The sequence below is a fragment of the Gemmiger sp. An50 genome (assembly GCF_002161595.1).
Lineage (GTDB): Bacteria > Bacillota > Clostridia > Oscillospirales > Ruminococcaceae > Allofournierella.
This window is the reverse complement of record NZ_NFID01000003.1, coordinates 254,708-280,583: the sequence shown is the minus strand read 5'-3', so window position 1 is coordinate 280,583 and position 25,876 is coordinate 254,708. Positions and strand designations below refer to the sequence as shown.

Here is a 25,876-nt window from a genome sequence, read left to right as displayed (position 1 = left end):
GTTCTCACCCGTTCAAGAGTTCCTGCAGCTCGTTCACCAGGCGGCACAGATGGAAGCCATCGCACACTGCGTGGTGTACCTGCACCGCCAGCGGCAGCAGCACCCGGCCGTTTTCCTCATAAAACCGGCCCATGGTGAAGATGGGCGGCAGATAGTCGTAACCGTTTTGCAGGTTCAGATTGAAACCCTCGAAGCTGGTCCAGGGAATCATGGAAACCGGGAAGGTATTGGCCGGGGTATCCGGACGGGCCATCATGCCCGGGTTGTTTCCGTAGGCTGCCATGTCCTGCTCATAGGCGGCGCAGAAGGCCGCATAATCAGACGTGTAGGCCGTCCACAGGTTGGAGAAGCTCTCGGTCTCCTTGTGGAAGATGGTATAGCAGGGGTGGACCACATCGTAATAGCCCGGCTCCCCCGCCTCGTTCAGCGCCATGCGGAACTCCTGATGCCGGTTTACTACCGTGGACAGATAATACAACATGGCCGGATACAGTTTCTGCCCGCTCTGCCGCAGGCGGGTGATATCCAGCTTGAAGGTTCCGCTGTAAGTGCAGGGCACCTGGCTGAAATAGTGGTTGAAATATTCCTCCCGCGGCCAGGCGGTGCGGTCGATTTTTGTAAAGCTCATTGTTTGTTTCCTCCCTGTACCTGCTCGATCACCTTTCGATACGGGCCCACGATGGCCTCGGTCATCTTGCCCTTGGCCTGCTTCTGGATCGAGGGCACTGCCAGCAGCGCGCCCACCAGCTTCATCTGCAAAATGCGTTTTTTCTGCTTTTGCGGGAAATCGTAGATGCCCTGCTGCTTGTAGAACTTGTGGTCCGCCTTCATCAGGCCCTGCATCACATAGATCAGGTCCCGGAAAATCTTCATACCGCCCACACCGTAGAAATTGGCCGGGCGGGTGAGCTTTTTGTCCATGGCAAAGGTCAGGTTCTCCGCCAGCTGCCGAATTTCCCGGGCGGTGTCGCCCTCGTCGGTGGCAACGCCGCACAGATAGTTGCCGCCCACCTCGGCCCGGCCCTCCAGAATCATGCGCAGGTTGGGCTCGTACCGGTAGTCACCGCTGACCAGATACGCAATGGGTGTGCCGTGGGTCACGGTGCGGTGACCGTTGCAGAACTGCCGGTCATCAAAGCACTTGAAACTGGACTGGGTATAGTGGTCCGCAATGGTGAAGGCATACACAAAAGCGTCCGCGGTCTGGATGGTATTCCGCAGAAAGTCGTCGAAGCCATCCTTATACACGCATTTTCCGGTAACAGCGCAGCCGAAGCAGCCCAGACAACTGCCGTCAAAGGGGAACTGACGCAGGTTTACCACCCGGCTTTCACAGGGCAGTGCGGCGCGGAAATCCGCGATCATGTTGGCCAGATTCTCGTCGGTCTCGGCACAGTTGGTCACGATGACCACATCCCCGCTGCGCTCCTTGGCCGCCTGGGGCAACACAGGCTGGTAGGTGGTTTTCTGCCGGGCCGGGGCCTTCACCGGCGGCGCCACAAAGGGCCCGTGTTCACAGGAGAACATCAGCTGATCAAAGAAGTTTCGGGCATCCTTTTGCCCCTGTTCGCAGAGCAAATCCTCCATATCGGCGGAAAGTCCGCGAATCACCTTCATGCCCAGATCACAGCAGTTTTCCTCTATATAACGGTGAGCGGTCACGTCATAGAAAAGACAGCAATCCAAAACAAGAAATACAACACAACAACGAAAGTAGTAGCCATTCGGGCAGCATCCATATTTTAACCTCTCACTTTCTTCACCTGAAAAGAGCTTCATCTCTGGTCTTATTTTACATCAAATCAGCCAATCCATCCACCGGGCGGTCACTGAATTCTGGTTCCAAGTGTGTCGATCTGTTCCAGCGCAGCTGGGGGCACATCCTCCTCATTCACAACGGCCACCCCGGCCACAAGCGTTTTGCTGGTGCTGACCTGGATGTAAGTGCCAGGGGCATAATAATCCTCCGCACTGCCGGTCTTTGCGAAATAGACTTCCCGTTCTTCGCCCTGGGCGTTGTACGCAACCAGTTCATATTCTTTTCCCTTGACCTGCTTTGCTCCGTCGGAATCCAGCAGCCAGGAATCCTCGTTCATTTCATCTTCGGGGATCTGGGTGTAATAATAATCGGAAACCACATACCGGTCATTGTAATATCCCTTTGTCCAAAACGCGCCCGCTGCAAAAACTACCACAAGGGGCAAAATCCAGATACTCTTCTTTTTCATGCTTTATTTTCTCCTTTAAAACTCAAGTTCTTTTTTGTGGAAAGCAATCGCCGAAAGAATTGTGGGGCCCACCACATAAATACCCACGGCCAGAAGCAGAATACCCCAGAAGGATTCATGCTGCACAAAGAGACCCTTTGCGGTATAAAGCTGCGTGGTGTATAGATATTTCGTCAGATCACCGATCATGTTGGTCAAAAACTCCTGCCCAAGAAGCATCGTCAGGATGATGTACACGGTTTTTGAGGAAAGCAGCACATAAAAGATGATGCCGTTTACCGCATTCTGCGAAAGGAACACCGAAACACTGGCAAGGGCAATATACCCCAGTGTGCGAAGCATTTCCGCTGCCACGGTCAACGCCAGCAGCTCCAGATGTCCGGCGCTTGGAGCAAGGCCCAAAAGGATGGGCGCAGCGAGAATGAGAACCGCCATCCCCGCAGCTACGCCGAACAGAAGCACCGCGCTTTCCAAAAGCTTACCCAGAACGATTTTGCCCCGGGGAATTCCGTAACCGATGGCCACCTGCATGGATCTGCATTTGAAATCGTCGGCATAGACGGACAGAAAGACGAACAATCCAACGATCAATGGAAAGAAACTCAGGAAGCTGGAAATTTTCGTCACATACAACTCCGCTGTGAAAGTCGGATTGAAATAAATGAACACCGCCAGGGCAAAAAGGCCCGCAAAGGTTCCAATTGCGCCCAGAAAGGACGGTTTGTGTAGAACGCGTCGAATATCCGCACCGATATAATTACACATGGCTTTTCCCTCCCACCAGTTCGAAGTAGTAGTCTTCCAGCGATTTGTACGCCGGTGTTTGCCGAAGAATCTGAATGTGATTTTCACGAAGCAGGCGGCTGGCCTTTTCGCAATCGTCCACCTGAATCTGAATGGTATCGTTTCGCACCTTCAAATCCTCATGGGTGATTTCCCGCAGAACGCGCCCCTGGTCGATGATTCCAAAGCGCGTTGCCCAAAGCGCGTTGCCGTATGCTCCAGTTCCCCCAGAATATGGGAGGAGACAAGAATCGTCATGCCGGATTCTTTGTTCAGCCGGATAATTAAATTGCGGATGTCGGCGATTCCCTGCGGGTCAAGTCCGTTCACCGGTTCGTCCAGAATCAAAATTTCCGGATTGCCCAGCAGTGCGTTCGCGATGCCAAGCCGCTGCTTCATTCCCATGGAAAAGGAACCGAAGCTTCCGGCCGCATCTTCCAGCTCCACCAGCCGCAGCACCCGATCCACTTCGCTTTTGTCCCGAATTCCCTTCAGACGGCGGTAATACTCCAGGTTTTCCCTTGCGTTCAGATAATCAAAAAAGTTCTTTCCGATAAAAAACCCGATTTTTCTTCGGCTGGCGGATAGCTCCGCTTTGGAGCGGCTTTTTGTGATGGAAAGCTGCCCTTTATCAAATTCCGTCAGCCCCAGGATGATTTTGAATATGGTGGTTTTTCCTGCGCCGTTCTTTCCGACCAGGCCGTAGATCTCCCCCTGCCGGACGGTCAGGCTTACATCCCGCAGAACCGAATGTTCGCCATAGCTTTTGTTGATGTGGCTCAATGAAATCATGTCCATTCTTTCGTTACTCCTTTGTTTGGATATGAGGTCATGTTCTCTCGTTACGGCCTCTAGTTTAGCCCAAAAGGCCGGTTGCCTCCACCAACTATCCCGTAAAACATGGGTTACATCGCACTTTGCATCCCTGTTTTCGTCCCTATAGGGCAAAAAATCAGCCAAAAAGAAAACCCGCCGCCCCATTCTTGGTTGGAATGGGGCGACAGGTTCCATGATTTTCAATAAGACGGCAAGCAATTATATCGCTGCCAGCCGAACGGTGAAGGTGGTTTTTTGATGCGGTACGCTTTGTGCCAAAAGCTCGCCCTTCATCTGTTCCACCAGAGATCGGGCGATGGACAAGCCAAGGCCATAGCTGCCGGTGTGCTTCCGGGAGTTATCCACCCGATAAAAGCGGTCAAAAATCTTATCAATATGTTCCGGCGCGATTCCCTCTCCGGTGTTGGTTACCGTGAGGACTGCATGCCGTTTCTGACGGTGCAGGCAGACCGCAACGTTTCCGCCGGGCGGGGTATATTTACAGGCGTTGTCCAAAAGAATACGAATCACCTGTTCCACCTTATCTGCGTCTACTTTCACAAAAATCTCCGGCTGGATTTTCTACTCCAGAGAAATATCCTTTTCATAAAGCACGGCCTCCACGGAAAGCAATGTTCGCTCCAGCAATTTGCTCAGGCAGACCGGTTCCAGCATTAACGGCTGCTCGCTCTGGCCGGCACGGGCCAGCTCCAGCAGCTCGGTCACCAGCTTGCTCATGCGCCTGGTTTCGTGGAAAATATGGTCCAGCCATTTTTGCTGGCTTTGGACGGTTTCCTGCCGGTTTGCCTGCAGTGCTTCCAGATTGGCCCGGATGGAAGCCAGCGGCGTTTTCAGCTCATGGGATGCGTCCTGAATGAATTGCTTTTGCTTATAATAGGACTGCTCAATGGGCGCTACCGCTCGTTTTGCAAACAGAATGCTAATTCCCAGCATGGCAAGCAGGGTGAGCAGACCCACTCCCGCAAAGGCCATCAGCAGCTCCTGCAAGCTGCGCATGGAGGCGGTAACATCCAAAAAAGTCAATTTGATTGAACTGCTCAACGGCGGCATTCTGCAAAGAGGAGTCTACCTTCGCATAGGCGGGCGCCCTTGAAAACAGAAAGCGCCGCCCTTCCAGCACAATTTGACCTTCGTTTCGTCCATTGGTCTGCTCGATGGCCTGGTTGACCCACTCTTTTTCAAGTATGCCGAAGGAGCTGTCAAAGACCCTCTGATCCTGTTCGTCCACAATCACGCCGAAGGCCTCGGAATATTCCTCCGGCGTTACCACCATTTGAAAAAACGTGCCTTTTTCGTAAGCGTCCTGATAACGCAGGGTGTTGGAATGGATGTTTTCCAGCTTTAAAAGATTCTGGCTCTGGATGTGATAGGCGGTAATGAGATAGATGGCCGTGAAAGAGATGAGCAGCACCACCGTCAGCATAGCCATGTTGGTGAGGATAAACCGGCGCTTTCGTTTTTGAAACATCTTGCCTGCTCCTTTCCCGCTTTCAGCGCATAGCCCATTCCCCGCACCGTTTCAATGGTGGTGTTCGCATCCAGCGCCTTGAGCTTTTTTCGCAAAAATGAGATGTACACCTCCACATGGCGGTCTTCTGCGTCGCTGTCAAAGCCCCAGACCTTTTCAATGATTCTGTTTTTCGAGATCACTCCGCCCCGGGCATCCATCAGCATTTCCAAAAGCTGGCTTTCTTTTAAGGTCAGCTTAAAGCTCTGACTCCCGCAGTACAGTGACAATGTGTGTGAATTCAGCAAGATATCTCCAAACGAGCAGTCGCTGGGAAGGGAGATTTCCTGCCTTCTTCTGGCCAGTGCCCGCAGCCGTGCCAGCAGCTCCTGCATTTCAAAGGGCTTTGTCAGATAATCATCCGCTCCCAGGTCCAGCCCGTTTACCTTGTCCTCGGTTTCGCTTCTGGCGGTAAGCATCAGGACCGGCACGAAGATTTTTTGCTGGCGAAGGATTTTCAATATTTCAAACCCACTGCGCTTTGGCAGCATCACGTCCAGAATAATGATGTCGTAGATGCCGGAAAGCCCGCAGTCCAAGCCACATTCCCCATCGTGTGCCAGATCGACGGCGTAGTTGTTCTTTTCCAGAACCTGCGCCACGGCCTGGGCCATGTATTCTTCGTCTTCCACCAGTAAAATCCGCATCTTTCCTGCCGCCTTCCTTCTGGAATGAGTTTAGTATATCATAAATACCTTTAACAAACCTCAAATCCGAGCCGCACAAGAAAACACTTCGCCCGCCGCAGCCAAAAAGCATACGGCGGGCGAAGTAGTCCGGCGTTCAGCAACGCTTATTTATTTGCATTCCTTCTTCATAGCGAAGTAGCCAATGAGCACCGTCCACACATAGGCGCAGGTCTTGGGGATCATCAGCATGCCGATCATGGGAATGGTGTCGGCCCAGAGCACCACCGGGATGTAGAAACCGAAGCTCAGCACGATGGTCAGCCACATCCAACGGAAAGCCTTATCGTTATGCTCCTTGGCGCTGCGGTAAAACAGCACGATGATCAGCAGGCCCAGCAGCGCGAAAGGAATGTTGCGGTAGATGCCCCAGGAGAGCGGAGATTCCGCGCTGAGCCACTGGTTCTGCGGCATCATACACAGGACCACACGCACAGCGGAAAGGATATACACCGCAGCAGTGATGCCATTCTGGCCGGTGATCTTATAGCGCTGCCGCCAGACGTAGTAAAGCAGCACATAGAACACGGTCATGGTCACCGAGGTGATCCACTTGCCCAGACCCAGGGGAACGGTGTAGTTTTCCAGCCCTGTGGTGCACAGCGCCAGAGCCCGGGGAATCAGGTGGAAGGAATCGCCCGCGCCCAGCACTACGGCCATCCAGCCGAACAGTCGGAACTGACGGTTGCCCTTGCTCCCCCGAATCATCAGAATTCCGATGGTGATGACAGAAATCAGATATACCGCGTCAAATGCGGTTTCTACAATTGCCTGCATTGTTTCTTCTCCTTTAATCCTCTATATTATTTCGAACCGGCAGCCGCGACGGATGCCGCTTTGCCCCAGTTGCAACCAAACAGCAGTCCGGCCAACAGCAGTGATGCGCCCAGGCCAGTATAAAAGACTGCGATGAACTGCTCCGGCGCAATGCCGCTGGCCCGCAGCCCGATGCCGCCGCTCATCATTACTGCCATAATGGCAAAGGCCTTTTTGTCGAAAAACTTCAAAAAGAAATGCCGCTCTTCTTCATAGCCGCTGATCCGCGCGGTGTGCTTTTTTACCAGTTTACCAAAGATAAAGATCTGAAATACCGCGAAAACCAGAACAGACAACAAGTAATTCATCACAGACCGATAAGCCGGGTAGCTCATTAGACCGATGCGCAGAATATTGAACCCTGCCGCACTCCATACCAGGCAGGCCAGAAGCAGCAGTGTATTGCGTTTTACCTTCATCGTTTGCCTCCTCTTGAACATCGTTCAGTATTGGAAATAAAAAAATCCCCTATGGGTCGTTTTCAAGTTCTCGAAGCAACCTGCTTCGTCTCCGGTTTTCTCCTTTTCTGAAAAAGAAGTAGGCTATCTTGTATCTTGAACAGTGTTCATTATACTGTTCTTTTCATACGATGTCAAGGGGAATTTTCTAATTTTTGATCGAATATGCAAAGCTCTGCGTGACGTACCTCGTATTGATCGCTCAATTCCTCTTGTCTTACACCACTTCACAAAAAAGAGAGCTAACTGACGAATCAAAATCAGTTAGCTCTCTTTTTATGAATAATGAAAAAGTGTTGCCAAATCGTTGCCACGAGCCATTTCAAAGACCAGAAAACCGCTTAACTATGCGATTTTTCAGCCTATGAAATCATTCGAACTCGATGGTTGCCGGGGGCTTACCGGTGCAGTCATACATGACGCGGTTGATGTGGGGAACCTCGTTCACGATGCGGCTAGTCACCTTGGCGATCAGATCCCAGGGCAGATAGGCGGGCTCGGCGGTCATGAAATCGGTGGTGGTCACCGCACGCAGGGCCACAGCGTAATCGTAGGTGCGCTCGTCGCCCATAACGCCCACGCTGCGCATGTTGGTCAGCGCTGCGAAGTACTGGCCCAGGTTTTTGTCCTCACCGGCGGCGGCAATCTCCTCACGCCAGATGGCGTCGGCATCCTGCACCATCTTGATCTTCTCCTCGGTCACCTCGCCGATGATGCGGATGGCCAGACCGGGACCCGGGAAGGGCTGACGGCTTACCAGGTACTCAGGGATACCCAGCTGACGGCCGGCGTTGCGCACCTCGTCCTTGAACAGGTCACGCAGGGGCTCGATGATCTCCTTGAAGTCCACGTAATCCGGCAGACCGCCCACGTTGTGGTGGCTCTTGATCACGGTGCTCTCACCGCCGGCGCCGCTCTCCACCACGTCGGGGTAGATGGTGCCCTGCACCAGGAAGTCCACGGTGCCGATCTTCTTGGCCTCTTCCTCGAAGACGCGGATGAACTCCTCGCCGATGATCTTCCGCTTCTTCTCAGGCTCTTCCACACCCTTGAGCTTATCGTAGAAGCGCTGACGGGCGTTCACGCAGATGAAGTTCAGGTCGTAGGGACCCTCGGGACCGAACACGCTGCAAACCTCTTCGCTCTCGTTCTTGCGCAGCAGGCCGTGGTCCACAAACACGCAGGTGAGCTGCTTGCCCACCGCCTTGGCCAGCATAACGGCAGCCACAGAGCTGTCCACGCCGCCGGACAGGGCGCACAGCACCTTGCCGTTGCCTACCTTGGCGCGGATTGCCTCGATGGACTTCTCCACAAAGGAGTCCATGGTCCACTCACCCTTGCAGCCACAGACGTTGTACACAAAGTTGGAGAGCATCTTGGTACCCTCCTGAGTGTGCAGCACTTCGGGGTGGAACTGCACGGCGTACAGGTTGCGCTCGGGCCACTCCATGGCGGCCACCGGGCAGTTGGTGGTGTAGGCGCTGATGGTAAAGCCGGGAGCCGCCTTCTCGATGTAATCGTTATGGCTCATCCAGCAGATGGTCTTTTCGCTCACGCCCTGGAACAGCTTGCTGTTGGTGTCCACATTGACCTCGGTCTTGCCGTATTCCCGCTCGGGGGCAACGCACACATGGCCGCCCAGCAGATGCATCATCAGCTGCGAGCCGTAGCAGATGCCCAGCACGGGGATGCCCAGCTCGAACACCTCGGTGCTGATGGAGGGGGAATCCTCCAGATATACGCTGTTGGGGCCACCGGTAAAGATGATGCCGGCGGGCTTTTTCTCCCGGATAGCCTCTATGGCCTTGGTGTAGGACACGATCTCGCTGTAAACGTGGCACTCACGCACACGGCGGGCGATCAGCTGATTGTACTGGCCGCCAAAGTCCACAACTAAGATGGTTTCTGCCATTGATTTTCCTCCCTTTGCGACTGGTTTGCTTTACAGTTTACCCATGATTATAGCACAACTTTCAGGGCAAGAAAACCGCAAAACCGAAAATTTCCCGGTATTTCGCCGCTTTTTCCGTTTTTCCAGTGCGCACAGCGATTATCCGGCGGATACTGGTAAAAGCGCCCAAAATCGCCCCCATCCGGCGCTTGACAAAGCCACCCCGCATCCTGTATCATCTAGTCATTCCCACTAAACCCGAAAAGGAGAACATTTGATTTATGGACGACGGCGACCCTGCTCGATGCCCCAATGCAACTGAATCAAACCGACCATACAAGACACACCTGTTTTCTGCCCTTGCGGGAAACGGGCGTGTCTTTCTGCGTTTCAGACGGATGCTGCGCTAGCGCTCCCCTCTTTGAGGGCGTCAAGCTGATCTTCCCTCCCCGCCTGTTTGTTTTGATTCACTGATACGAAAAAGGAGCTTTTTATTTTATGGACCCTATTGTATGGCAGATTCTTCTGCAAATCATTCTGATCGCGCTGAACGCGGTGTTTGCCTGCGCCGAGATCGCGGTGATCTCGGTGAGTGACGCCAAGCTGGCCCAGCTTATTGCTCAGGGCGACAAGCGCGCCGTCCGGCTGGCCCGGCTGACCAGCCAGCCCGCCCGTTTTCTGGCCACCATTCAGGTTGCCATTACCCTGTCCGGTTTTCTGGGCAGCGCCTTTGCGGCGGACAACTTCGCCGGCATCCTGGTGGATGGCTTGCTCGGCCTAGGTGTGCCGGTGCCCGCCCAGACCCTGAACGCGGTATCGGTGGTGCTCATCACCCTGATTCTTTCCTATTTCACGCTGGTATTCGGCGAGCTGGTGCCCAAGCGTCTGGCCATGAAAAAGGCGGAAAGCCTGGCGCTGGCCATGTCCGGCATGATCTCGGCGCTGGCCCGAGTGGCCTCCCCCATTGTGTGGGTGCTCACCGCCTCCACTAACTTTGTGCTTCGGCTGTGCGGCCTGGACCCCAACGCCGAGGAGGACGAGGTGAGCGAGGAAGAAATCCGCATGATGGTGGACGCGGGCAGCAAAAAGGGTGTGATCGACCAGGAGGAACGTGAGTTCATTCAAAACGTATTTGAGTTTGATGACCGCACCGTGGCCGAGTTTGCCACCCACCGCACCGAGCTGACCGTGCTCTGGCAGGAGGACAGCGACGAGGTCTGGGACGCCACTATCCGGGAGAGCCGTTTTGCAAAATACCCGGTGTGCGGCGAGACCGCCGACGATGTGATCGGTGTGCTGAACGTGCGGGATTATTTCCGCCTGCAGGACCGCAGCCGCACCCAGGTGATGGAAAAGGCGGTGCGTCCGGCCTATTTCGTGCCCCAGCATCTGCGGGCAGACGTGCTGTTCCGGGAAATGAAGCGTACCCGCAATCATTTCGCCGTGGTACTGGACGAATACGGCGGCGTGACCGGCGTGGTGACCATGAACGACCTGCTGGAGCAGCTGGTAGGCGACCTGGAGGACGACATGGAAAAAGCCGCTCAGCCCCGGGAAATCGAGCCTCTGGCCCCCGGCCGCTGGCGGGTGCAGGGCTCCGCTCCTCTGAAGGAGGTCGCTCGCAGCCTGTCGCTGGAGCTGGACGAGGAGCTTCTGGATACATACGACACCTTCGGCGGCTTTGTGTTCGGTCAGCTAGGCGCGGTGCCTGCCGACCAGGAGCGTTTTTCCGCCAAGCTGCCGCCGGTGTGCATCCACACCGCCCGGGTACGAGACCACCGGCTGGAGGACGCGGTGGTGAGCCCTCTGGCCCCGCCGGAGCCTGACCAAACAACTGCGGGGACAAAAGCCCGCTAAGCTTTCGCCGCTGCTCTCCCCAATCCATAAAAACGCCCGTGACCTGCGCTGCGTTTGCCAGGTCACGGGCGTTTTATTTGTTACATAGGATGCTTTAAAATTCCACGCCCTTGCGGCCCGGGATGCCCCGGTCGAAGGGATGGCGGTGGCAGCGCATTTCGGTGCAGTAGTCCGCCGCATCCATCAGCCACTGGGCGGGTTCGTGGGCGGTGATCACCAGCTCCAGTCCGGCGGGCTTGTGCTCCACCAGCTGGCGCAGGGTATTCATATCCTCCAGCATATCCAACTCGCAGAGGGAGCCCGCCTCGTCCAGCACCAGCAGGTCCACTTGGCCCTCGTCCACCAGGCGGACGGCTTCATTCAGCATCTTCTGCTGCACAGCCCGGGCGGCCTGCTTCTCCTCTTCGTTCATTTTGAACACGAACTTCATGGTCTCGGTGCTGCGGATCACCTTGGCGCCCAGCTTTTCCAGGCCCGCAATCTCTCCGCTGGGATGGCTTTTCAGGAACTGGACCACCACCACACGCCAGCCGTTGCCCAGCGCCCGCAGCGCCAGGCCCATGGAGGCGGTGGTTTTGCCCTTGCCGTTTCCGAAATAAAGATGTGTCAAGCGTTCTTTCATGTTATTTCTCCTTTTGCGCTCCCGGTCAGCACAGCCTGCAGCCGGGCACGGTTTTTCCAGTAGTATGCAAAGCCCACCACATCCGCCAAAAACCAGCCGATGGGAACCGACCACCAGATGCCGGTGACCCCGATGGCCGGGATAGCGGAAAGGCCATAGGCCAGGATGACTCGGGTGCCCAGCGAAAGGATGGTGAGCACCACCGACATGCCCGGCTTTTCCATGGCCCGGTAGAGACCGTACAGCAAAAACAGGCATCCAATGCCGCAATAAAAGCTGCCCTCGATGCGCAGATACTGCACACCGATGGCCAGGATCTCGGTCTCCTCGGGGGCCACGAAGATAAGCATCAATGGGTGAGCGAAAAGGAACACCAATGCGCTCACTGCCACACAGAACCCGGCCGAGATGGCCACCGCCCGCCGGATACCCTTCTGGATGCGGTCGGCCTTGCCTGCCCCGTAATTCTGGGCCACAAAGGTGGAGAAGGCGTTGCCCAGGTCCTGGGCAGGCATGTAGGCAAAGGTGTCGATCTTCACCGCGGCCGCGAAGGCAGACATTACCGCTGGGCCGAAGCTGTTTACCCGGCCCTGCACCATCAGGATGCCGAAGTTCATAATGGATTGCTGCATACAGGTGAGCAGCGAGTAGCTGGCCACCTCGGCCAGACGTGCCCGGCCAAAGCGCCAGTGCTTTTTCCGGGGCAACAGCTCCCGGGCTCCGAACAGACTGTACACCGCCAGCCCGATGCCGGACAGATACTGGCTGAGCACAGTGGCAAAGGCCGCCCCCGCCACGCCCCAGTCAAAGCGCAGCACAAAAAGCAAATCCAGCCCAATGTTCATCACCGAGGAAACGCCCAGAAAGGCCAGCGGTACCGCTGAGTTGCCCACCGCCCGCAGCATGCAGGCGAAATAATTGTACAGAAAGGTAGCGGGAATGCCCGCAAAAATCACCAGCAGATACACCCGCATCAGGTCCCAGACCTGTTCCGGCACCTGCAGCAGGGCCAGAATGGGGTCCACCAGCAGATAAACACCCAGAGTGAGCAGGGCAGCCAGCACGCCGATCAGCGTAAAGGAGGCCGCCACGCAGGAACGCATCCGCTCACCATCCCGCTGGCCCCAGCAGATGGACACCAGCGCCCCGCTGCCTATGGCAAGGCCCAGCAGAATCGAGGTGAGAAAGGTCATGAGCGTGTAGGCTGAACCCACCGCCGCCAGAGCGTTCGCCCCCAAAAAGCGGCCCACGATCAGGGTATCGGCAATGTTGTACAGCTGCTGTAGCAGATTGCCCGCGATCATGGGCAGTGAAAACAGAACCAAGGTCTTTGTGATGCCGCCCTGGGTCAGATCCTTTGTCAACGAAAACCGCCTCCATACCAAAACAAAAAGCACCCACCCCGCGCGGCCGGCGGCAAACGCTGGGCTGAGTGCTTTTTATTATAGCATATTTCGTTTCCCGGCAAAAGCATAAAACAGCCACTGCTCCATGACCAAACAGCACAACAGCGCCGCTGCTCCCCATGCCGCAATCAAAGGCAGATAGCAGCCGGTCAGCGCCTGATACTGCTGCGGACCGCTGAACAATGCCTGATAAAAGATCAGAATACGTTCCAGATACCACTTCCAATCAAAGATCTGTTCCGGGGGCAGCCAGCTTTGCGGCAACTGCACCAAACGGCTTAACCCCCAGACAGTAACCAAAGGCCCTGCAAGCCCCCACAGTGCACAGCCAATCTGAAGCATTGCATCACGCGGTGTTTTATCTTCTTGCCGCAATAAACCGATCAACGCTTCCATTCCCTGGTTGGCCCAACGCAGCAGGGGCCACACACCCGCACCGATGATCGTGAAGAGGCACAGCTGGCAGGCAAACTGCCGGACACAGCGCAGGTCCTGTACACTGCCGGACAGCATACCACCCGCAGCGGACTGAGCCGTTTCCCGCAGCTGTTCCAGCGTGCTTTGCTCTTCGGACCAAAGCAGCAGTTCCGTGGCGAGCATCTCTTCTGCCCCATCCCAGCCGGGAGAACGACTCAAATACACCCGCGGCAATTCTCCCGCACAGGCTCTTGGCAAAAAGCGCCGGTCTGCCCGATAGATTCCACAAACTCGATAATACTCGCCTTGAATCAAAAGCTCCGTTCCGATGGCCTGATCGTTTCCCAGCAATTCCAGGACCAACGTATCCGGAATTATCGCAAAAGCCCGGTGCTGAAGAACCGCATCAGGTCCAAACCAGCCCCCTGCGCAAAACCTCATTCCCACTGCGGCCGCATAATTGATGGTCGCGGCAATCAGGCGGACCGCTTTCTCCTGTTTTAATGGCGGGAACGCAATTGTTCCGGTTTGTTCTTCCGCTGCAGCTGCCCGGTCAAGTGCCGTTTCTGCCTGCTGTACACTGACGCCCACCCCGGACGAACTGGAAAACACCACAGCCTCCGGCATTGCAGACCGCATGTCCCAGACCGCTTTGCACTGCATGGCAAAGCAAAACAGCGCGGCTGCCAGCCAAACTCCAATGCGTTTTTTCAGCTCCATAACGGCTGTACCTGCTCCCCGTCGGCCAAAGCCCGGTCAAAATAAGATGCAATGAAATCGTTGCTGCCGATCGTTTCGCCCACCGGCTCGACCGCAGCATTTACTGCGTCGCTTTCCAGCAGCTCCACCATGACCAGATGCACCCTGTATTCCTCGCCCCAGATCCCGTCGGTCTGCTCCACCTTTGCCACTGCATACTGTTCCGGGCCGGTGAGAATCAGACTGGACAGCGGCACCAGGCACTCATATTCCCGGCTGCTGCTTTTCGCCGTCACCTCCACCTGCGCGCCTGGACGGACAATTCCCTGTTCCACCGGCAGCGAGGCTTCAAACCGGTACACGCCCGTCTCTTCCTCCCATTCGTATGGTTCCAGTGCAGTGGAGACTTCCACCGTTTCCAGCGTTCCGTCCTCCTGCTCTGCACGGCAGGTCACATCCAAGGCAAGCTTTTCCTGTTCCAGCAGGGTTTGCGCCTGTGCGGCCGTAAGGCTCCACTGAATGCAGTTCGCGGCCGTGTTCTGGTCAGGGGTGATGCACGCAACCGTTTGCCCCACCGATACCGCACCCGGTCCGGCAAGCTCTGCCACAACCCCATCCGCCGGGGCCGTTACCACGCCGTTTGCCGGGAAGCTGGCGTTCAATTGCCGGTATTCCATTTTTGTCGCCTCCAGCTTTTGCTCCAGTACCAGCCGGTCGCCGCCGGTCCAATTGTATGCGTTGATGTAATTGGTTTGCTCCTGGATCTGCGCTTCCAGAGTTTGCAGCCGGATCATCTGATCCTGCACATCAAGCAACAGCAGGGCATCCCCTTTGCGGACGGCCTGCCCTTCTTCTGCCATTGCCTGCTGAATTATCCAGCTGCCCGCCGCCTGTACACTCTGCTGCTCCGGCTGCTCTGCCGCGGCGGTGGCCAGGTAATGCTCGGTGAAGGAAAGTCGGCCCGAATATGGTTTCACCGCCTGCACCTGGGGCATCAGCTGGGATTGGATCACTCCTGCCAGCACCGTACAAAGCCCCAGAATCACTGCCAGACGCAGCCCCCAGCGCAGCACGGCAGTTTTATATGTGTTCATCGCCGTTCTCCTTTTATTTCAACCCGGAAAATTCGATTCCCTGCACCAGCTCCTTTTGGAAGAACAAAAAGAGGAGCAGCACCGGAAGCAACGCCAGCACGCCGCAAGCAAAGCTTAGAGGAAAATTTTCGCTGTTGACGCTGGCCAGAAACACACTGAGCGGATAACGGGACGCATCCCGTAAAAAGGTCACAGGCTGTTCCACCATATTCCATGCATCAATAAAGGCAAGCAGTGCAAGGCTTACCACCCCGCTTTGGGCGGCGGGAATCATGATGCGTACCAGCTGCTGCCTTGTGGAAGCACCGTCCAGCCGGGCAGCGTCCAGCAGTTCATCCGGCACGCTTTTGAACACCTGCGTCATCAGAAAGGTTCCGAAGGGAGCCAGCGCCACCGGCAGTACCAGGCAGGCCCAGCGGTCCAGCAGGCCCAGCCAGTCCAGCACAATATAGTTGGGTACCAGCGTGACCTGCACCGGCATGAGCATCAGGATAATCAGGATATAATACAAAATCTCCTTGTGCGGGAAACGGTATTTGGCAAACGCAAAGCCACCCATACAGCTGACCGTCAGCTGCCCCAGCACGATAGCCGTGCAAAGCAGCAGGCTGTTCCAGAACTTGATCAGATAGTCCGGCCTGCGCAGCAGCACCTGATACCAGCTTTCCAGCGAGAGCCGGTCCGGCAAAAGATGAAGCCGCACCGCCTCTTCCGCCGTCCCCTCGTAGACCGGGCCGAAGTAATACTCGATCTCCCCGGGGCTCATCAGGCTGCCCAGCAGGGTGAAACACACCGGCAGCAGAATTGCCAGTGCCGCGGCCATGAGAATGCCAGCTGCCGGGATACGAATCATTGCCGGAATGCGCCGCATCTGCCGTTTCCTCCTTTTGTGCATGTAGTTTCTTATTCCGTGCGGTAGATCTGCCAGTAGTTCTGCGCCTTTTGGGCACAGTCCTCATAGCTCGCCGTACCCTCAAAATAGGGTTGGAAGGTTTCCAACAACGTCTCATAGGGCTCCATGGTAAAAACCACTGCACTGGTCTGACCCACCTGGTCCATATAACGCTCCAGCCAGAGAGAGCCGCCATACAGCGTTTCCAGCGGTTTTGTGGAGCTGACCTGCTGGCTCACAAAGTTTTCGCTTCCCTGCAAGACCCAGCCGTAATTGTCGCTCTCACTGGTTCCAGTCCACAGCACCTCTTCCTCCAGCATGGTCCGGATGAATCGCCAGCCGTTCAGCTGGTTTTTCGAATTGGCCAACACCCCGGCCCACTGCCCCACGATCCCGGTGGTCCCTCCCTGCTGGTTGTGGGCCACCAGACAATCCGCGGTCTCGCCCTGCTTCACCGCGTTCAGCTGCTGCAGCCCCAACAGCCGAAACTGATCCTCCGGAGGGGTCTGTTCCGATGCATCTCGGGGATACGCGGCCACCCGCTCGTATTCCAGCCGGCACAGCTCCAGCCACTGGCGGACCTGCGCATCTTCCAGCGGAAGGCTCTCATTTTGCAGATCGCATAGCTCCGGGAACAGGCTCACAAAGGTCTGTGCCAGAACGTAGTCTGCATTTGCCCGGTTTCCGCCACTCCAGCTCAGCTGCGGATTTTGTTCCAGAAAGTGCTGCATGGTATCCAGATACGCTTGCCGGTCCGAAACAGCACCCGGGTCAATTCCATAAAGAGCAAAACGCTCGGCCGTGCTGTTCAGGGACTCCACCCAATAAGTAAGCGGGATCGCATACTGCTCCCCCCGCTCCTGGCCGCTTTGCAGCACCAATTCCTTCAGTGAAGGCAGCTCCTCTCTCTCCGCTTTCATATACGGTGTGAGGTCGCAGAAAACACCTGCCGCCATCTGCTTGGCCGGATTCTGCAAAAAGATGTCGCCTGTGCTGAACAGCACGTCCGGACCATCCCCGGCCATAATCTGGGTGCGCAGCTGGGTCAGCTTCTCCTCATTCTGTACGCTGGATTCATCAATGAAGAAATACTCCACCGTCAGCTCCACATCCGGCCAGGCAGCTGCGAACCGGGCTTTCGCCTTCTCCATGGCTTTGAATTCCGAATAGCGGCCGGTATACTCCGGCGCCACACACAGCACCCGAAGCGCATCCGTCTGCTTTTGTGTGGGGGAGATTCCCCACACCGCGAAACCGCCCAGCCCCAGAATCACTGCTGCGGCCAGCACCAGAGCTGCGCGGCCGCTTCGTTTTGTACTCTGATCCAGCGCTGCTTCCAGGCGTTCCTTCATCTGCTTCTTTTCATGGAACGCGCTGGTGAAGCTTTCCGGTGTGTCGCTCAGCCAGTTCGTTGCTTTTTGTCTCCACCGTTCGAGCCAGTTCATGGTCCTTCCTCCCTTGCCGTTATGTTTCCGTTTTCCGCTGGGCCCACAGCAGCAGCCCCACCAGAAGAAAAATCACGCTGAACAATAAAATTGCCGCCACGGAAAGTCGCTGATAATTCAGGTTGCGGAAATTGTTGTTCGAAAAATGCTGCAGCAGATAGATGCTCTGGGCCGGATATTCCCCGCCCAGCAGGAACGCCTCCCGATACACCTTAAAGCTGTTCACGATGCCGAAGATAAAACCGAAAAACAGGCTGGGAATCAAGAGCGGCAGCGTGATGAACCGGAATTTTGCCCAGGGGCCCGCACCGTCCAGCTCGGCCGTTTGGTAAAGCTCCTCCGGGATCATATTCAGCCCGGCCAGAAACAGCACCACATTGTAGCCGCAGTTTTTCCAGACATACAGGCCAACCAGTACCCAGAAGCTTTCCGGCCCGTTCAGCCATTGCCGGGGGAATAATCCCCACTGTTCCAGCAGCCCGTTCAAAATGCCCGGACCGGCAAACAGAATCTGCACCAGCATCACGATACTGGCGACCGGGAGCACCATGGGCAACAGCAACACCCGGCGCAGCAGGCCAGCTCCCGGAAGCTTCTGCCGAAGCAGCAGCGCCAGCAGCAGTCCCAATGCCATGATCAGCGGCAGTCCCACCGCCAGAAAACGCACCGTATTTACTGCCGCCAATTGGAAGGCCGGGCTTTCCAGCACCTCCCGGTAATTGCGCAGCCCCACAAACCGGAACCCGCCGATTCCAAATGTAAGTGAGTAGCGAAGCATCAGACAAAACGGAAGCAGAAAAAAGATCCCGCTGCCCAGAAACACCGGAGCGGCCAGCATTAACCCGGTCTGTGCCTGCCGCCGGGCAGCCGGACGAAGTTTTTCTCGTATTGCTCGTTTCATCATGATCCCTCACGCCTTGCCGTGAAAAGCGTCCACTCGTGCTACAGGTTTCTTTGCATGTTCCAGAAGTGCAGCCCCATAAAGGATTCGCTGGGAAGTATCCGTCCCTACTAGCACCGCTTCGTCACAGGCAAGCTCCAGATCATGGTGAGCCGTTCCGCGCATGATCCACACCAGTGGATTGAACCAGTGCACGCAGGCCGCCGCCAGAAACAGCAGCTTCCAAAACAAATCCCCACGCCTCAGATGGATGCATTCATGCCGCAGCACCGCTCCCATAGCAGGTTCGCTGGAAAAAACTTCCGGCAAAAGAAGCATCGGACGGAAATACCCCAAAACCAGCGGCGCAGGCAATTTTGCGTTGTAGTAAGCCCGCGGAGGCCGGGAAAGCCCTGCCGCACTGCTTTCCGCTGCGATTTGTTGCAGCAGTTTTTCATCCTGAACCGGCCGGTTCCACCGCAGCGTCTGCCGCCTCCAGAGAAAATACCGCAGCAGCTGTCCCGCCGCGCACAGCAGAATCCCGCTGACCCACACGCCGCAAGCAACGGAAAGCGCAGACGGCCCCGCCTTTTGCAGCAGAATGGGCGGCGTTTCCGGCTGCTGGAAATCTGCTTCCGGGTCCGGTGATGCCGGCGGTTGCTCTGTATCATTTTCCTTTTTCTGCTGCCCGGCAGCTTGCGGCACCGGTGCTGCATCCTTCTGTGGGAGTGAATACGCCGCACTTTGGCCGTATTGGGGCTGGCTCAGTCTTTGGGGCAGTTCAATCCGAAGAATCCCGCTTTCCAGCGGAAGAGGAATCAGCAGCCGCACAGCCAGCAGCAGCCAAACTACACACCGCCAGCGGGCGCTGTATCGCCGGGCAATACCCGAGCGGAGCAGCAAAAGCACCAGGATCGCCGCCCCCGCTGACAGGCTGAGCCCGAATCCATTCAACAGCAGCTGTGTACCGCTCATTTCAGTTCCTCTTTCGCCTTTTGCAGGATGGCTTCCAGCTCCTGAATATCCGCCGCACTAAGGCCCTTGCCCCGCTGCAAGGCTGCGATGAATCCGGCGGGCTGACCCCCATACAACCGCTCCAACAGACTTTCACTCTCGCTGGCCAGATACTCGTCCCGGCTGATCAGCGCTTCGTAACGATATCCCCGCCCCTCTTTGTTCCGGCGCACAAAGCCCTTCTTTTCCAGCCGGGTCAGCATCGTGACCAAAACCTGCGGCGCCCAGCCGTTTTTCTGGCCCGGCACCTGGTCCAGTTCACTGCGCAGCAGCGGGTGGTCCGCCTGCCAGAGCGCCTGCATCACTTCCAGCTCTCCATCCGGGAGCCTGCGAATTGATTCCTTCATCGTCGTCTCTCCTTTGTTTATAATACAGCTGTATTAATTAAGATTATAATACACTTGTATTATAATCTTGTCAATTCCTTTTTGCCGCACAAAAAAGTCCCTATGCCAAACAACTTCGGCATAGGGACTTTCGGTCGTTTTGGGTTTAGCAGCCCAGGTAGGCTTTGCGCACTTCGATGTTGTTGGCCAGCTCGTCCGCAGGACCTTCCATCTTTACGGTGCCGGTTTCCAGCACGTAGGCGCGGTCGGCGATCTCCAGGGCCATCTTGGCGTTCTGTTCCACCAGCAGAACGGTCACACCGTCCTTGTTCACGTCCTCAATGATCTTGAAGATCTCCTTTACCAGCAGGGGCGACAAGCCCATGGAGGGCTCATCCAGCAGCAGCATCTTGGGTTTGCACATCAGCGCACGGCCGATGGCCAGCATCTGCTGCTCGCCGCCGGACAAAGTGCCCGCCTGCTGCTTGCGCCGCTCTTTCAGGCGGGGCAGACGGTCGAACACCATTTCCAGGTCCTGAGCGATGGCGGAAGCGCCGTCCTTGCGGGTGAACGCACCCATGGACAGGTTCTCCTGCACGGTCAGGTGGCTGAACACCCGGCGGCCTTCCGGCACCTGGGCCAGGCCCAGCCGGATGATTTTATGGGCTTCCATCTGGCTGATGCGGCTGCCCAGGAAGTCGATGGTACCGCTCTTGGGCTTCAGCAGGCCGGAAATGGCGTGCATGGTGGTGGTCTTACCGGCGCCGTTGGCGCCGATCAGGGTCACGATCTCGCCCTCGTCCACATGGAACGAGATATCCTTAATGGCATGGATGGAGCCATAGAACACATTCAGATCGCTTACGCGAAGCATCTCACCCATGGTCAGTCACCTCCCAGATATGCCGCAATGACCTTGGGGTTATTGCGGATGGATTCGCCGTTGCCCTGGGCGATGACCCGGCCGTAATCCAGCACATAGATGTATTCGCAGATGCCCATCACGAAGTTCATGTCGTGCTCAATGAGCAGGATGGCCACGCCGAACTCCTTCTGCACGAACTTGATGGTGTTCATCAGCTCCTCGCTCTCGCTGGGGTTCATACCGGCGGCGGGTTCGTCCAGCAGCAGCAGCTTGGGATTGGTGGCCAGGGCGCGGGCGATCTCCAGCTTACGCTGCTTGCCGTAGGGCAGGCTGGAAGCGGGCAGATTGGCTTCCTTGTCCAGATCAAAGATCTTGAGCAGCTTCATGGCCTTGTAGTCCATCTCCTGCTCCTTCTCCTTGAAGCCGGGCAGGCGGAACACGCCGGTCCACATGGGATACTTGACCTGGTTGTGCAGGCCGATCTTCACGTTGTCCAGCACGGTCATCTGGCTAAACAGACGGATGTTCTGGAAGGTACGGGCAATGCCGGCCTGGTTGATTTTGGCCGGGGCCTTGCCGGTGATGTTCTTGCCGTCCAGGATGATATCGCCCTCAGTGGGACGGTACACGCCGGTGAGCATGTTGAACACGGTGGTTTTACCGGCGCCGTTGGGGCCGATCAGGCCATACAGATGGCCCTTTTCGATCTTCATATCCAGCTGGGCCACCGCCTGCAGACCGCCGAAAGCGATGCCCACGTTCATTACTTCAAGCAGAGCCATGGATCATGCCTCCCCCTTCGTTTGTTTTTTTACCCGGGCCAGCTTCTGGAGCGGGCCGGTGGCGGAGAGCTTTTCCCACACCTGATGACGCCAGGCGACCACCTGGGCGCTCTGGTTGAAGATCATCATAACGATCAGGATCACCGCATAAATCAGCATGCGGTAGTCGTTCAGGCCGCGCAGCATCTCGGGCAGCACATACAAAACCGCCGCCGCGATCACGGAACCGCGGATATTGCCGATGCCGCCCAGAACCACAAACACCAGAACCAGGATGGAGGTGTTGTAGTCAAACTTCTTGGCCGCCAGAGCGGACATGTTCAGCGCGTACAGCACGCCCGCCATACCGGCCAGGAAGGCGGAGGTGATGAAGGCCATCAGCTTGTACTTGGTCACATTGATGCCGGTGGCTTCGGCGGCGATGCGGTTGTCTCGAATGGACATGATCGCACGGCCGGCGCGGGAGTTGATCAGGTTCAGCACCACAAACAGGGTGATAAGCACCAGAATGATGCCAGCAGTGAAGCTGGAGGCCTTGGTCATGCCGCTGATGCCGATGGCACCGTTGATGATGACCTCGCCGTCCTCGCCCATGTTCAGGGAGGTGGCGTCCTTCATGGAGAAGTGGAAGCCGTTGCTGTCCCAGCCCAGATAGATGGCATTCAGAATGTTCTTGATGATCTCGCCGAAGGCCAGGGTCACGATGGCCAGATAGTCACCCCGCAGCCGCAGCACGGGGATGCCGATCAGGAAGCCGAACACACCGGCCATCACGCCGCCGATGAGCATGGACACTGCCAGACCCAGAACGGAGGGCAGGCTCTGACCTGCGATCATCCAGAACACCGCACCGGAGAAAGCGCCGACGCTCATGAAGCCCGCATGGCCCAGGCTCAGCTCGCCCAGGATACCGACGGTCAGATTCAGAGAGACTGCCAGGACCACATAGGTACAGATGGGCACCAGCATGCCCTGCATGGAATTGCTCAGCAGGCCGCCGCTGGACAGCAGCTGCATCACCAGATAAAACAGCACCACGATGCCGTAGGTGATCAGGTTGCTTCGGGTGGACTTTTTCATGGTTTTCAGAATATTCATAACCGCCACCTCACACCTTTTCACTGATTTTCTTGCCCAGCAGACCGGTGGGACGCACCAGCAGCACGATGATCAGCACCGCGAACACGATGGCGTCCGCCAGCTGGGTGGAAATGTAAGCTTTGCTCATGATCTCGATCACGCCCAGCAGGATGCCGCCCACAAAAGCGCCGGGAATGGAACCGATGCCGCCGAACACCGCGGCGGTGAAGGCCTTGATGCCGGGCATAGCGCCGGTGGTGGGCTGCAGGGTGGGATAAGCCGAGCACAGCAGCACACCGGCCACTGCCGCCAGAGCGGAACCGATGGCGAAGGTCATGGCGATGGTGGAGTTCACGTTGATGCCCATCAGCTGAGCAGCGCCCTTATCCTCGCTCACGGCCAGCATGGCACGGCCCATTTTGGTGTTGTTCACGAAGAAGATCAGGCCAGCCATGATGACGGCGCTTACCAGGATGGTCACGATGGTCTCGCCGGAGATGACCAGCCGGCCGCCTGCCAGCTGCACCGGAGCCAGGCCCACCACGGAGGTGAAGGACTTGGGGTCCGCGCCCCAGATGAGCAGAGCCAGGTTCTGAAGCAGATAGCTCACGCCGATGGCGGTGATCAGAACCGCCAGCGAGGAGGCGCTGCGCAGCGGCTTATAGGCAAACCGCTCGATCACGATGCCCAGCAGCGTGCACAGGGCCATGGAAATAACAATGGCCAGCAGCGGAGGCATGCCCATCTGGTTCACCGCAATGAACACGATGTAGCTGCCCACCATGATCACATCACCATGGGCGAAGTTCAGCATCTTGGCAATGCCGTACACCATGGTGTAGCCCAGGGCGATGATGGCATACACACTGCCCAGGCTGATGCCGTTGATTAAGTAGGACAGAAATTCCATACTCGATTCCCCTTTTTTCGCGGCGGCGGACCGGTGATGCCTACACCTGTCTGCCGCCACCGCACAGAATATATGGATTATTATAGCACTGCTGTAAAGTGCACACAAGAATCCCGCAGCATTTTCTGCCGGATTTTGCCGGATTTTTGAATAAAAAAGGGCTGCTGCGCCCCCGGCGAGCAGCCCTTTCAGCACCGGACCAGGCCGGACTGTTTCAATTACATTGCGGTGTAAGCACCGTTCTGGATCTTAACGGCACGAGGAGCCTTGTTCACTTCGCCGGTGGCTTCCCACTTCATGCCTTCGCCGGTCAGGCCGTCCACAGTGATCTGGGTCATGGCGGTCTTCAGGGCGTCACAGATAGCGGAAGCGTCCATATCAGCGGTCACGCCGCCCTGCTCGCAGGCAGCCAGGATGGTGTAAACACCGTCGTAAGCATCAGCAGCAAACTGGTTGGGCGTCTCGCCGAACTTCTCCTGGTACTTGGACACGAAGTTCTGGGTCTTCTCGTCCTGTGCGTCGGCAGCGAAGGGAGTCAGCAGCATAACGCCCTCGAACAGAGAGGTGTCGGCGCCTTCGATGGTCAGCAGGCCGTCCAGACCGTCGCAGCCAAACACAGTGGCGGTGCAGCCCTGCTTGTTCATCTCCTGGATGATCAGGTTGGCTTCGCTGTAGTAGATGGGCAGGAACACCAGCTCAGCGCCGGAGCTCTTGGCCTTCTGGACCTGTACGGAGAAATCGGTCTTGTTGTCGGCAGTAAAGGCTTCGTCGGCCACGATCTCCAGGCCCTTCTTGGCAGCCTCTTCCTTGAACTTGTCGTGGATGCCGGAAGAATAAGCGTCGGAGCTGTCGTAGATCACGGCGATCTTGGTGGCCAGGCCGTTATCGGCGATGTAGTCCGCGGAAGCGACGCCCTGGTTGGGGTCGGTGAAGCAGACCTGGAAGGCATTGTCTTCCTTGATGACGTCCACCGCAGAAGCGGAGGGAGTCAGCAGGAACATGTTGTCAGCCGCGGTCTCGGGAGCTACGGTCAGGCAGGGCTGGGTGGTAACGGTGCCCAGCAGGGCCTGCATGCCCCAGTCCTTCAGGTTGTTGTAAGCGTTCAGGGACTTCTCGGGGTCGTTCTCGTCGTCCTGGAAGTTCAGCACGAACTGCAGGCCGCCCTGGGCGTTGATCTCTTCCACAGCCAGCTCGGCGCCGTTCTTAACAGCGTTGCCGTAGATGGCAGCGCCGCCGGTCAGGGGGCCGATGCCGCCGATCTTAATGGCTGCGCCGGAGGCGGTGCCGGTGGTGGATGCTGCACCGGAAGCAGTGGATGTCGCGCCGCTGGTGCCGGATGCACCGCCACAAGCAGCGAAGCTGAATGCCATTGCGGCCGCAAGGACCAAACTCATTGCTTTTTTCATGTGGGTTCTCCTCCGATCTTCCCCCGCACACCCCTTATCTGTTTTCTGTGGGGGGAATTTTTTGCTTTTCTAAATTATACGGACATCAGTGCAAAATTGCAATTCGCTATTTTCACATACTTTTTATCGTTGTAAAGCGTAAACGTGGTGATAATGCACAGTAATCTTTGTTTTTTTGGACAAAGGAAACTGTTCATTTGGCAATTTGTAATGCTTTCGTTATTATTCTTCCCGCAAAAAGCCGTTTTTTCAGCAAAAAAGAGCGTTTTAAGCATTGCAAACCCTTCGCTTTTCTGTATAATAGGTGTATTACCTTTTTCCGTGTGTGCATTTTGCCCGCGGTGGGGATACTTTTGTGTAGGGAGCGTTATAAAAGTATGAAACTGCTGGAAGAGCGAATCGTAAAGGACGGTCAGGTCCGCCCGGGCAATATTATTAAAGTGGATTCCTTTTTGAACCATCAACTGGATGTGAACCTGCTGGACGAGATCGGCAAGGAATTCTACCATATTTATAAAGACGACGGCATCAACAAGATCCTCACCATTGAGGCTTCCGGCATTGCCATTGCCTGCATGACCGCACGTTACTTCGATGTTCCGGTGGTGTTCGCCAAAAAGGCCAAGAGCAAAAACCTGGACGGCGAGGTCTTTACCTCCACCGTACATTCCTTTACTTATGGCAAGGAATACGACATCACCCTGGCCAAGAAGTTCCTGGGACCCCAGGACCGGGTGCTGATCCTGGATGACTTCATGGCGGTGGGCAAGGCCATGCACGGTCTGCTGGACGTGTGCGAGCAGGCCGGGGCCACTGTGTGCGGCATCGGTATCACCATTGAAAAGGGCTTCCAGCCCGGCGGTGACTCCCTGCGTGCCGCGGGCTATAAGCTCACCAGCCTGGCCATTGTGGAAGGCGTGGACGACGAGGGCAACATCATCTTCCGTCCGCAGGAGGACTAAGTTTTCCGCAGGC

General features: G+C 56.5%; 29 protein-coding genes. 2 read left to right on the top strand and 27 right to left on the bottom strand.

The genetic code is table 11. The features are described 5' to 3' along the window. Positions 1–4: 4 nt before the first annotated feature. The 13 genes from catA to guaA all read right to left on the bottom strand — a co-directional run bounded on the left by catA (position 5) and on the right by guaA (position 9,227). Positions 5–628 (bottom strand): type A chloramphenicol O-acetyltransferase, encoded by a 624-nt coding sequence (gene catA / locus B5G03_RS05025; protein ID WP_087180658.1) that lies wholly within the window; start codon positions 626–628, stop codon positions 5–7. Beyond that, entirely contained in the window at positions 625–1,686 is a 1,062-nt protein-coding gene (locus tag B5G03_RS05020; RefSeq protein WP_242962294.1) for an iron-sulfur protein, read from the bottom strand. Before B5G03_RS05020 ends, catA begins: the two co-directional genes overlap by 4 nt. A 140-nt stretch (positions 1,687–1,826) precedes the next feature. Beyond that, positions 1,827–2,228 (bottom strand): YxeA family protein, encoded by a 402-nt coding sequence (locus B5G03_RS05015; protein WP_087180657.1) that lies wholly within the window; start codon positions 2,226–2,228, stop codon positions 1,827–1,829. Between the two features lie 15 nt (positions 2,229–2,243). Beyond that, positions 2,244–2,993, bottom strand: a complete 750-nt coding sequence (locus B5G03_RS05010) for a hypothetical protein (protein ID WP_087180656.1) — start codon at positions 2,991–2,993, stop codon at positions 2,244–2,246. Further along, positions 2,986–3,141, bottom strand: a complete 156-nt coding sequence (locus B5G03_RS17345) for a hypothetical protein (RefSeq protein ID WP_162613340.1) — start codon at positions 3,139–3,141, stop codon at positions 2,986–2,988. The genes B5G03_RS05010 and B5G03_RS17345 overlap by 8 nt, the downstream gene beginning before the upstream one ends. Positions 3,142–3,143: 2 nt before the next feature. Next, positions 3,144–3,971 carry an ATP-binding cassette domain-containing protein gene (locus B5G03_RS05005; protein ID WP_162613339.1) on the bottom strand — a complete coding sequence of 276 codons (828 nt, stop codon included), beginning with the start codon at positions 3,969–3,971 and terminating at the stop codon, positions 3,144–3,146. Positions 3,972–4,046: 75 nt separating this feature from the next. Further along, positions 4,047–4,388 (bottom strand): sensor histidine kinase, encoded by a 342-nt coding sequence (locus B5G03_RS05000; protein WP_162613338.1) that lies wholly within the window; start codon positions 4,386–4,388, stop codon positions 4,047–4,049. Between the two features lie 21 nt (positions 4,389–4,409). Further along, a complete protein-coding gene (locus B5G03_RS04995) occupies positions 4,410–4,820 on the bottom strand; it encodes a histidine kinase dimerization/phospho-acceptor domain-containing protein (protein WP_162613337.1) in 411 nt (136 codons plus the stop codon). Then, a complete protein-coding gene (locus tag B5G03_RS17340) occupies positions 4,768–5,316 on the bottom strand; it encodes a hypothetical protein (protein WP_162613336.1) in 549 nt (182 codons plus the stop codon). Before B5G03_RS17340 ends, B5G03_RS04995 begins: the two co-directional genes overlap by 53 nt. Beyond that, on the bottom strand, positions 5,265–6,002 hold the full coding sequence (locus tag B5G03_RS04985) for a response regulator transcription factor (protein ID WP_087180651.1): 738 nt from the start codon (positions 6,000–6,002) through the stop codon (positions 5,265–5,267). The genes B5G03_RS17340 and B5G03_RS04985 overlap by 52 nt, the downstream gene beginning before the upstream one ends. Positions 6,003–6,152: 150 nt before the next feature. After that, on the bottom strand, positions 6,153–6,818 hold the full coding sequence (locus B5G03_RS04980; RefSeq protein WP_087180650.1) for a hypothetical protein: 666 nt from the start codon (positions 6,816–6,818) through the stop codon (positions 6,153–6,155). A gap of 26 nt (positions 6,819–6,844) precedes the next feature. Further along, complete coding sequence (locus B5G03_RS04975) at positions 6,845–7,276, bottom strand: hypothetical protein (protein WP_087180649.1); 432 nt, start codon at positions 7,274–7,276, stop codon at positions 6,845–6,847. Positions 7,277–7,685: 409 nt separating this feature from the next. Beyond that, on the bottom strand, positions 7,686–9,227 hold the full coding sequence (gene guaA, locus B5G03_RS04970; RefSeq protein WP_087180648.1) for a glutamine-hydrolyzing GMP synthase: 1,542 nt from the start codon (positions 9,225–9,227) through the stop codon (positions 7,686–7,688). Between the two features lie 477 nt (positions 9,228–9,704). Between guaA and B5G03_RS04965 the strand changes: the two genes are divergently transcribed. Beyond that, a complete protein-coding gene (locus tag B5G03_RS04965; protein ID WP_087180647.1) occupies positions 9,705–11,063 on the top strand; it encodes a hemolysin family protein in 1,359 nt (452 codons plus the stop codon). A 94-nt stretch (positions 11,064–11,157) separates the two neighbouring features. Here B5G03_RS04965 and B5G03_RS04960 read toward each other — a convergent pair whose 3' ends face one another. From B5G03_RS04960 to B5G03_RS04895, 14 genes are all read right to left on the bottom strand, one after another. Continuing rightward, positions 11,158–11,685, bottom strand: coding sequence for a cob(I)yrinic acid a,c-diamide adenosyltransferase (locus B5G03_RS04960; protein ID WP_087180646.1), 528 nt, complete (start codon positions 11,683–11,685; stop codon positions 11,158–11,160). Continuing rightward, positions 11,682–13,070, bottom strand: coding sequence for an MATE family efflux transporter (locus tag B5G03_RS04955; protein WP_087180645.1), 1,389 nt, complete (start codon positions 13,068–13,070; stop codon positions 11,682–11,684). Before B5G03_RS04955 ends, B5G03_RS04960 begins: the two co-directional genes overlap by 4 nt. A 57-nt stretch (positions 13,071–13,127) precedes the next feature. Continuing rightward, a complete protein-coding gene (locus B5G03_RS04950) occupies positions 13,128–14,228 on the bottom strand; it encodes an ABC transporter permease (protein ID WP_087180644.1) in 1,101 nt (366 codons plus the stop codon). Then, complete coding sequence (locus B5G03_RS04945; RefSeq protein ID WP_087180643.1) at positions 14,219–15,301, bottom strand: efflux RND transporter periplasmic adaptor subunit; 1,083 nt, start codon at positions 15,299–15,301, stop codon at positions 14,219–14,221. Before B5G03_RS04945 ends, B5G03_RS04950 begins: the two co-directional genes overlap by 10 nt. Before the next feature lie 13 nt (positions 15,302–15,314). Further along, complete coding sequence (locus B5G03_RS04940; protein WP_162613335.1) at positions 15,315–16,172, bottom strand: carbohydrate ABC transporter permease; 858 nt, start codon at positions 16,170–16,172, stop codon at positions 15,315–15,317. Positions 16,173–16,204: 32 nt separating this feature from the next. Then, positions 16,205–17,638: an extracellular solute-binding protein gene (locus B5G03_RS04935; RefSeq protein ID WP_087180641.1), complete on the bottom strand. Its 1,434-nt coding sequence runs from the start codon at positions 17,636–17,638 to the stop codon at positions 16,205–16,207. Positions 17,639–17,657: 19 nt separating this feature from the next. Continuing rightward, positions 17,658–18,542, bottom strand: a complete 885-nt coding sequence (locus tag B5G03_RS04930; RefSeq protein WP_242962292.1) for a carbohydrate ABC transporter permease — start codon at positions 18,540–18,542, stop codon at positions 17,658–17,660. A gap of 6 nt (positions 18,543–18,548) precedes the next feature. Further along, positions 18,549–19,493 carry a M56 family metallopeptidase gene (locus B5G03_RS04925; RefSeq protein ID WP_087180640.1) on the bottom strand — a complete coding sequence of 315 codons (945 nt, stop codon included), beginning with the start codon at positions 19,491–19,493 and terminating at the stop codon, positions 18,549–18,551. Further along, complete coding sequence (locus tag B5G03_RS04920) at positions 19,490–19,879, bottom strand: BlaI/MecI/CopY family transcriptional regulator (protein WP_087180639.1); 390 nt, start codon at positions 19,877–19,879, stop codon at positions 19,490–19,492. Before B5G03_RS04920 ends, B5G03_RS04925 begins: the two co-directional genes overlap by 4 nt. Positions 19,880–20,024: 145 nt before the next feature. After that, positions 20,025–20,741 carry an ABC transporter ATP-binding protein gene (locus B5G03_RS04915; RefSeq protein ID WP_058966452.1) on the bottom strand — a complete coding sequence of 239 codons (717 nt, stop codon included), beginning with the start codon at positions 20,739–20,741 and terminating at the stop codon, positions 20,025–20,027. Between the two features lie 2 nt (positions 20,742–20,743). Beyond that, positions 20,744–21,505 (bottom strand): ABC transporter ATP-binding protein, encoded by a 762-nt coding sequence (locus B5G03_RS04910; protein ID WP_087180638.1) that lies wholly within the window; start codon positions 21,503–21,505, stop codon positions 20,744–20,746. A gap of 3 nt (positions 21,506–21,508) precedes the next feature. Further along, positions 21,509–22,603, bottom strand: coding sequence for a branched-chain amino acid ABC transporter permease (locus B5G03_RS04905; RefSeq protein WP_087180637.1), 1,095 nt, complete (start codon positions 22,601–22,603; stop codon positions 21,509–21,511). Between the two features lie 10 nt (positions 22,604–22,613). Beyond that, positions 22,614–23,495: a branched-chain amino acid ABC transporter permease gene (locus B5G03_RS04900; RefSeq protein ID WP_087180636.1), complete on the bottom strand. Its 882-nt coding sequence runs from the start codon at positions 23,493–23,495 to the stop codon at positions 22,614–22,616. 218 nt (positions 23,496–23,713) lie between these two features. Beyond that, the gene (locus B5G03_RS04895; RefSeq protein ID WP_087180635.1) at positions 23,714–24,901 is read right to left on the bottom strand and encodes an ABC transporter substrate-binding protein; all 1,188 of its coding nucleotides are present in this window, start codon (positions 24,899–24,901) and stop codon (positions 23,714–23,716) included. Positions 24,902–25,278: 377 nt separating this feature from the next. Here B5G03_RS04895 and B5G03_RS04890 point away from each other — a divergent pair, with 377 nt between their 5' ends. Then, a complete protein-coding gene (locus tag B5G03_RS04890) occupies positions 25,279–25,863 on the top strand; it encodes a xanthine phosphoribosyltransferase (RefSeq protein WP_087180634.1) in 585 nt (194 codons plus the stop codon). Positions 25,864–25,876 lie beyond the last annotated feature (13 nt).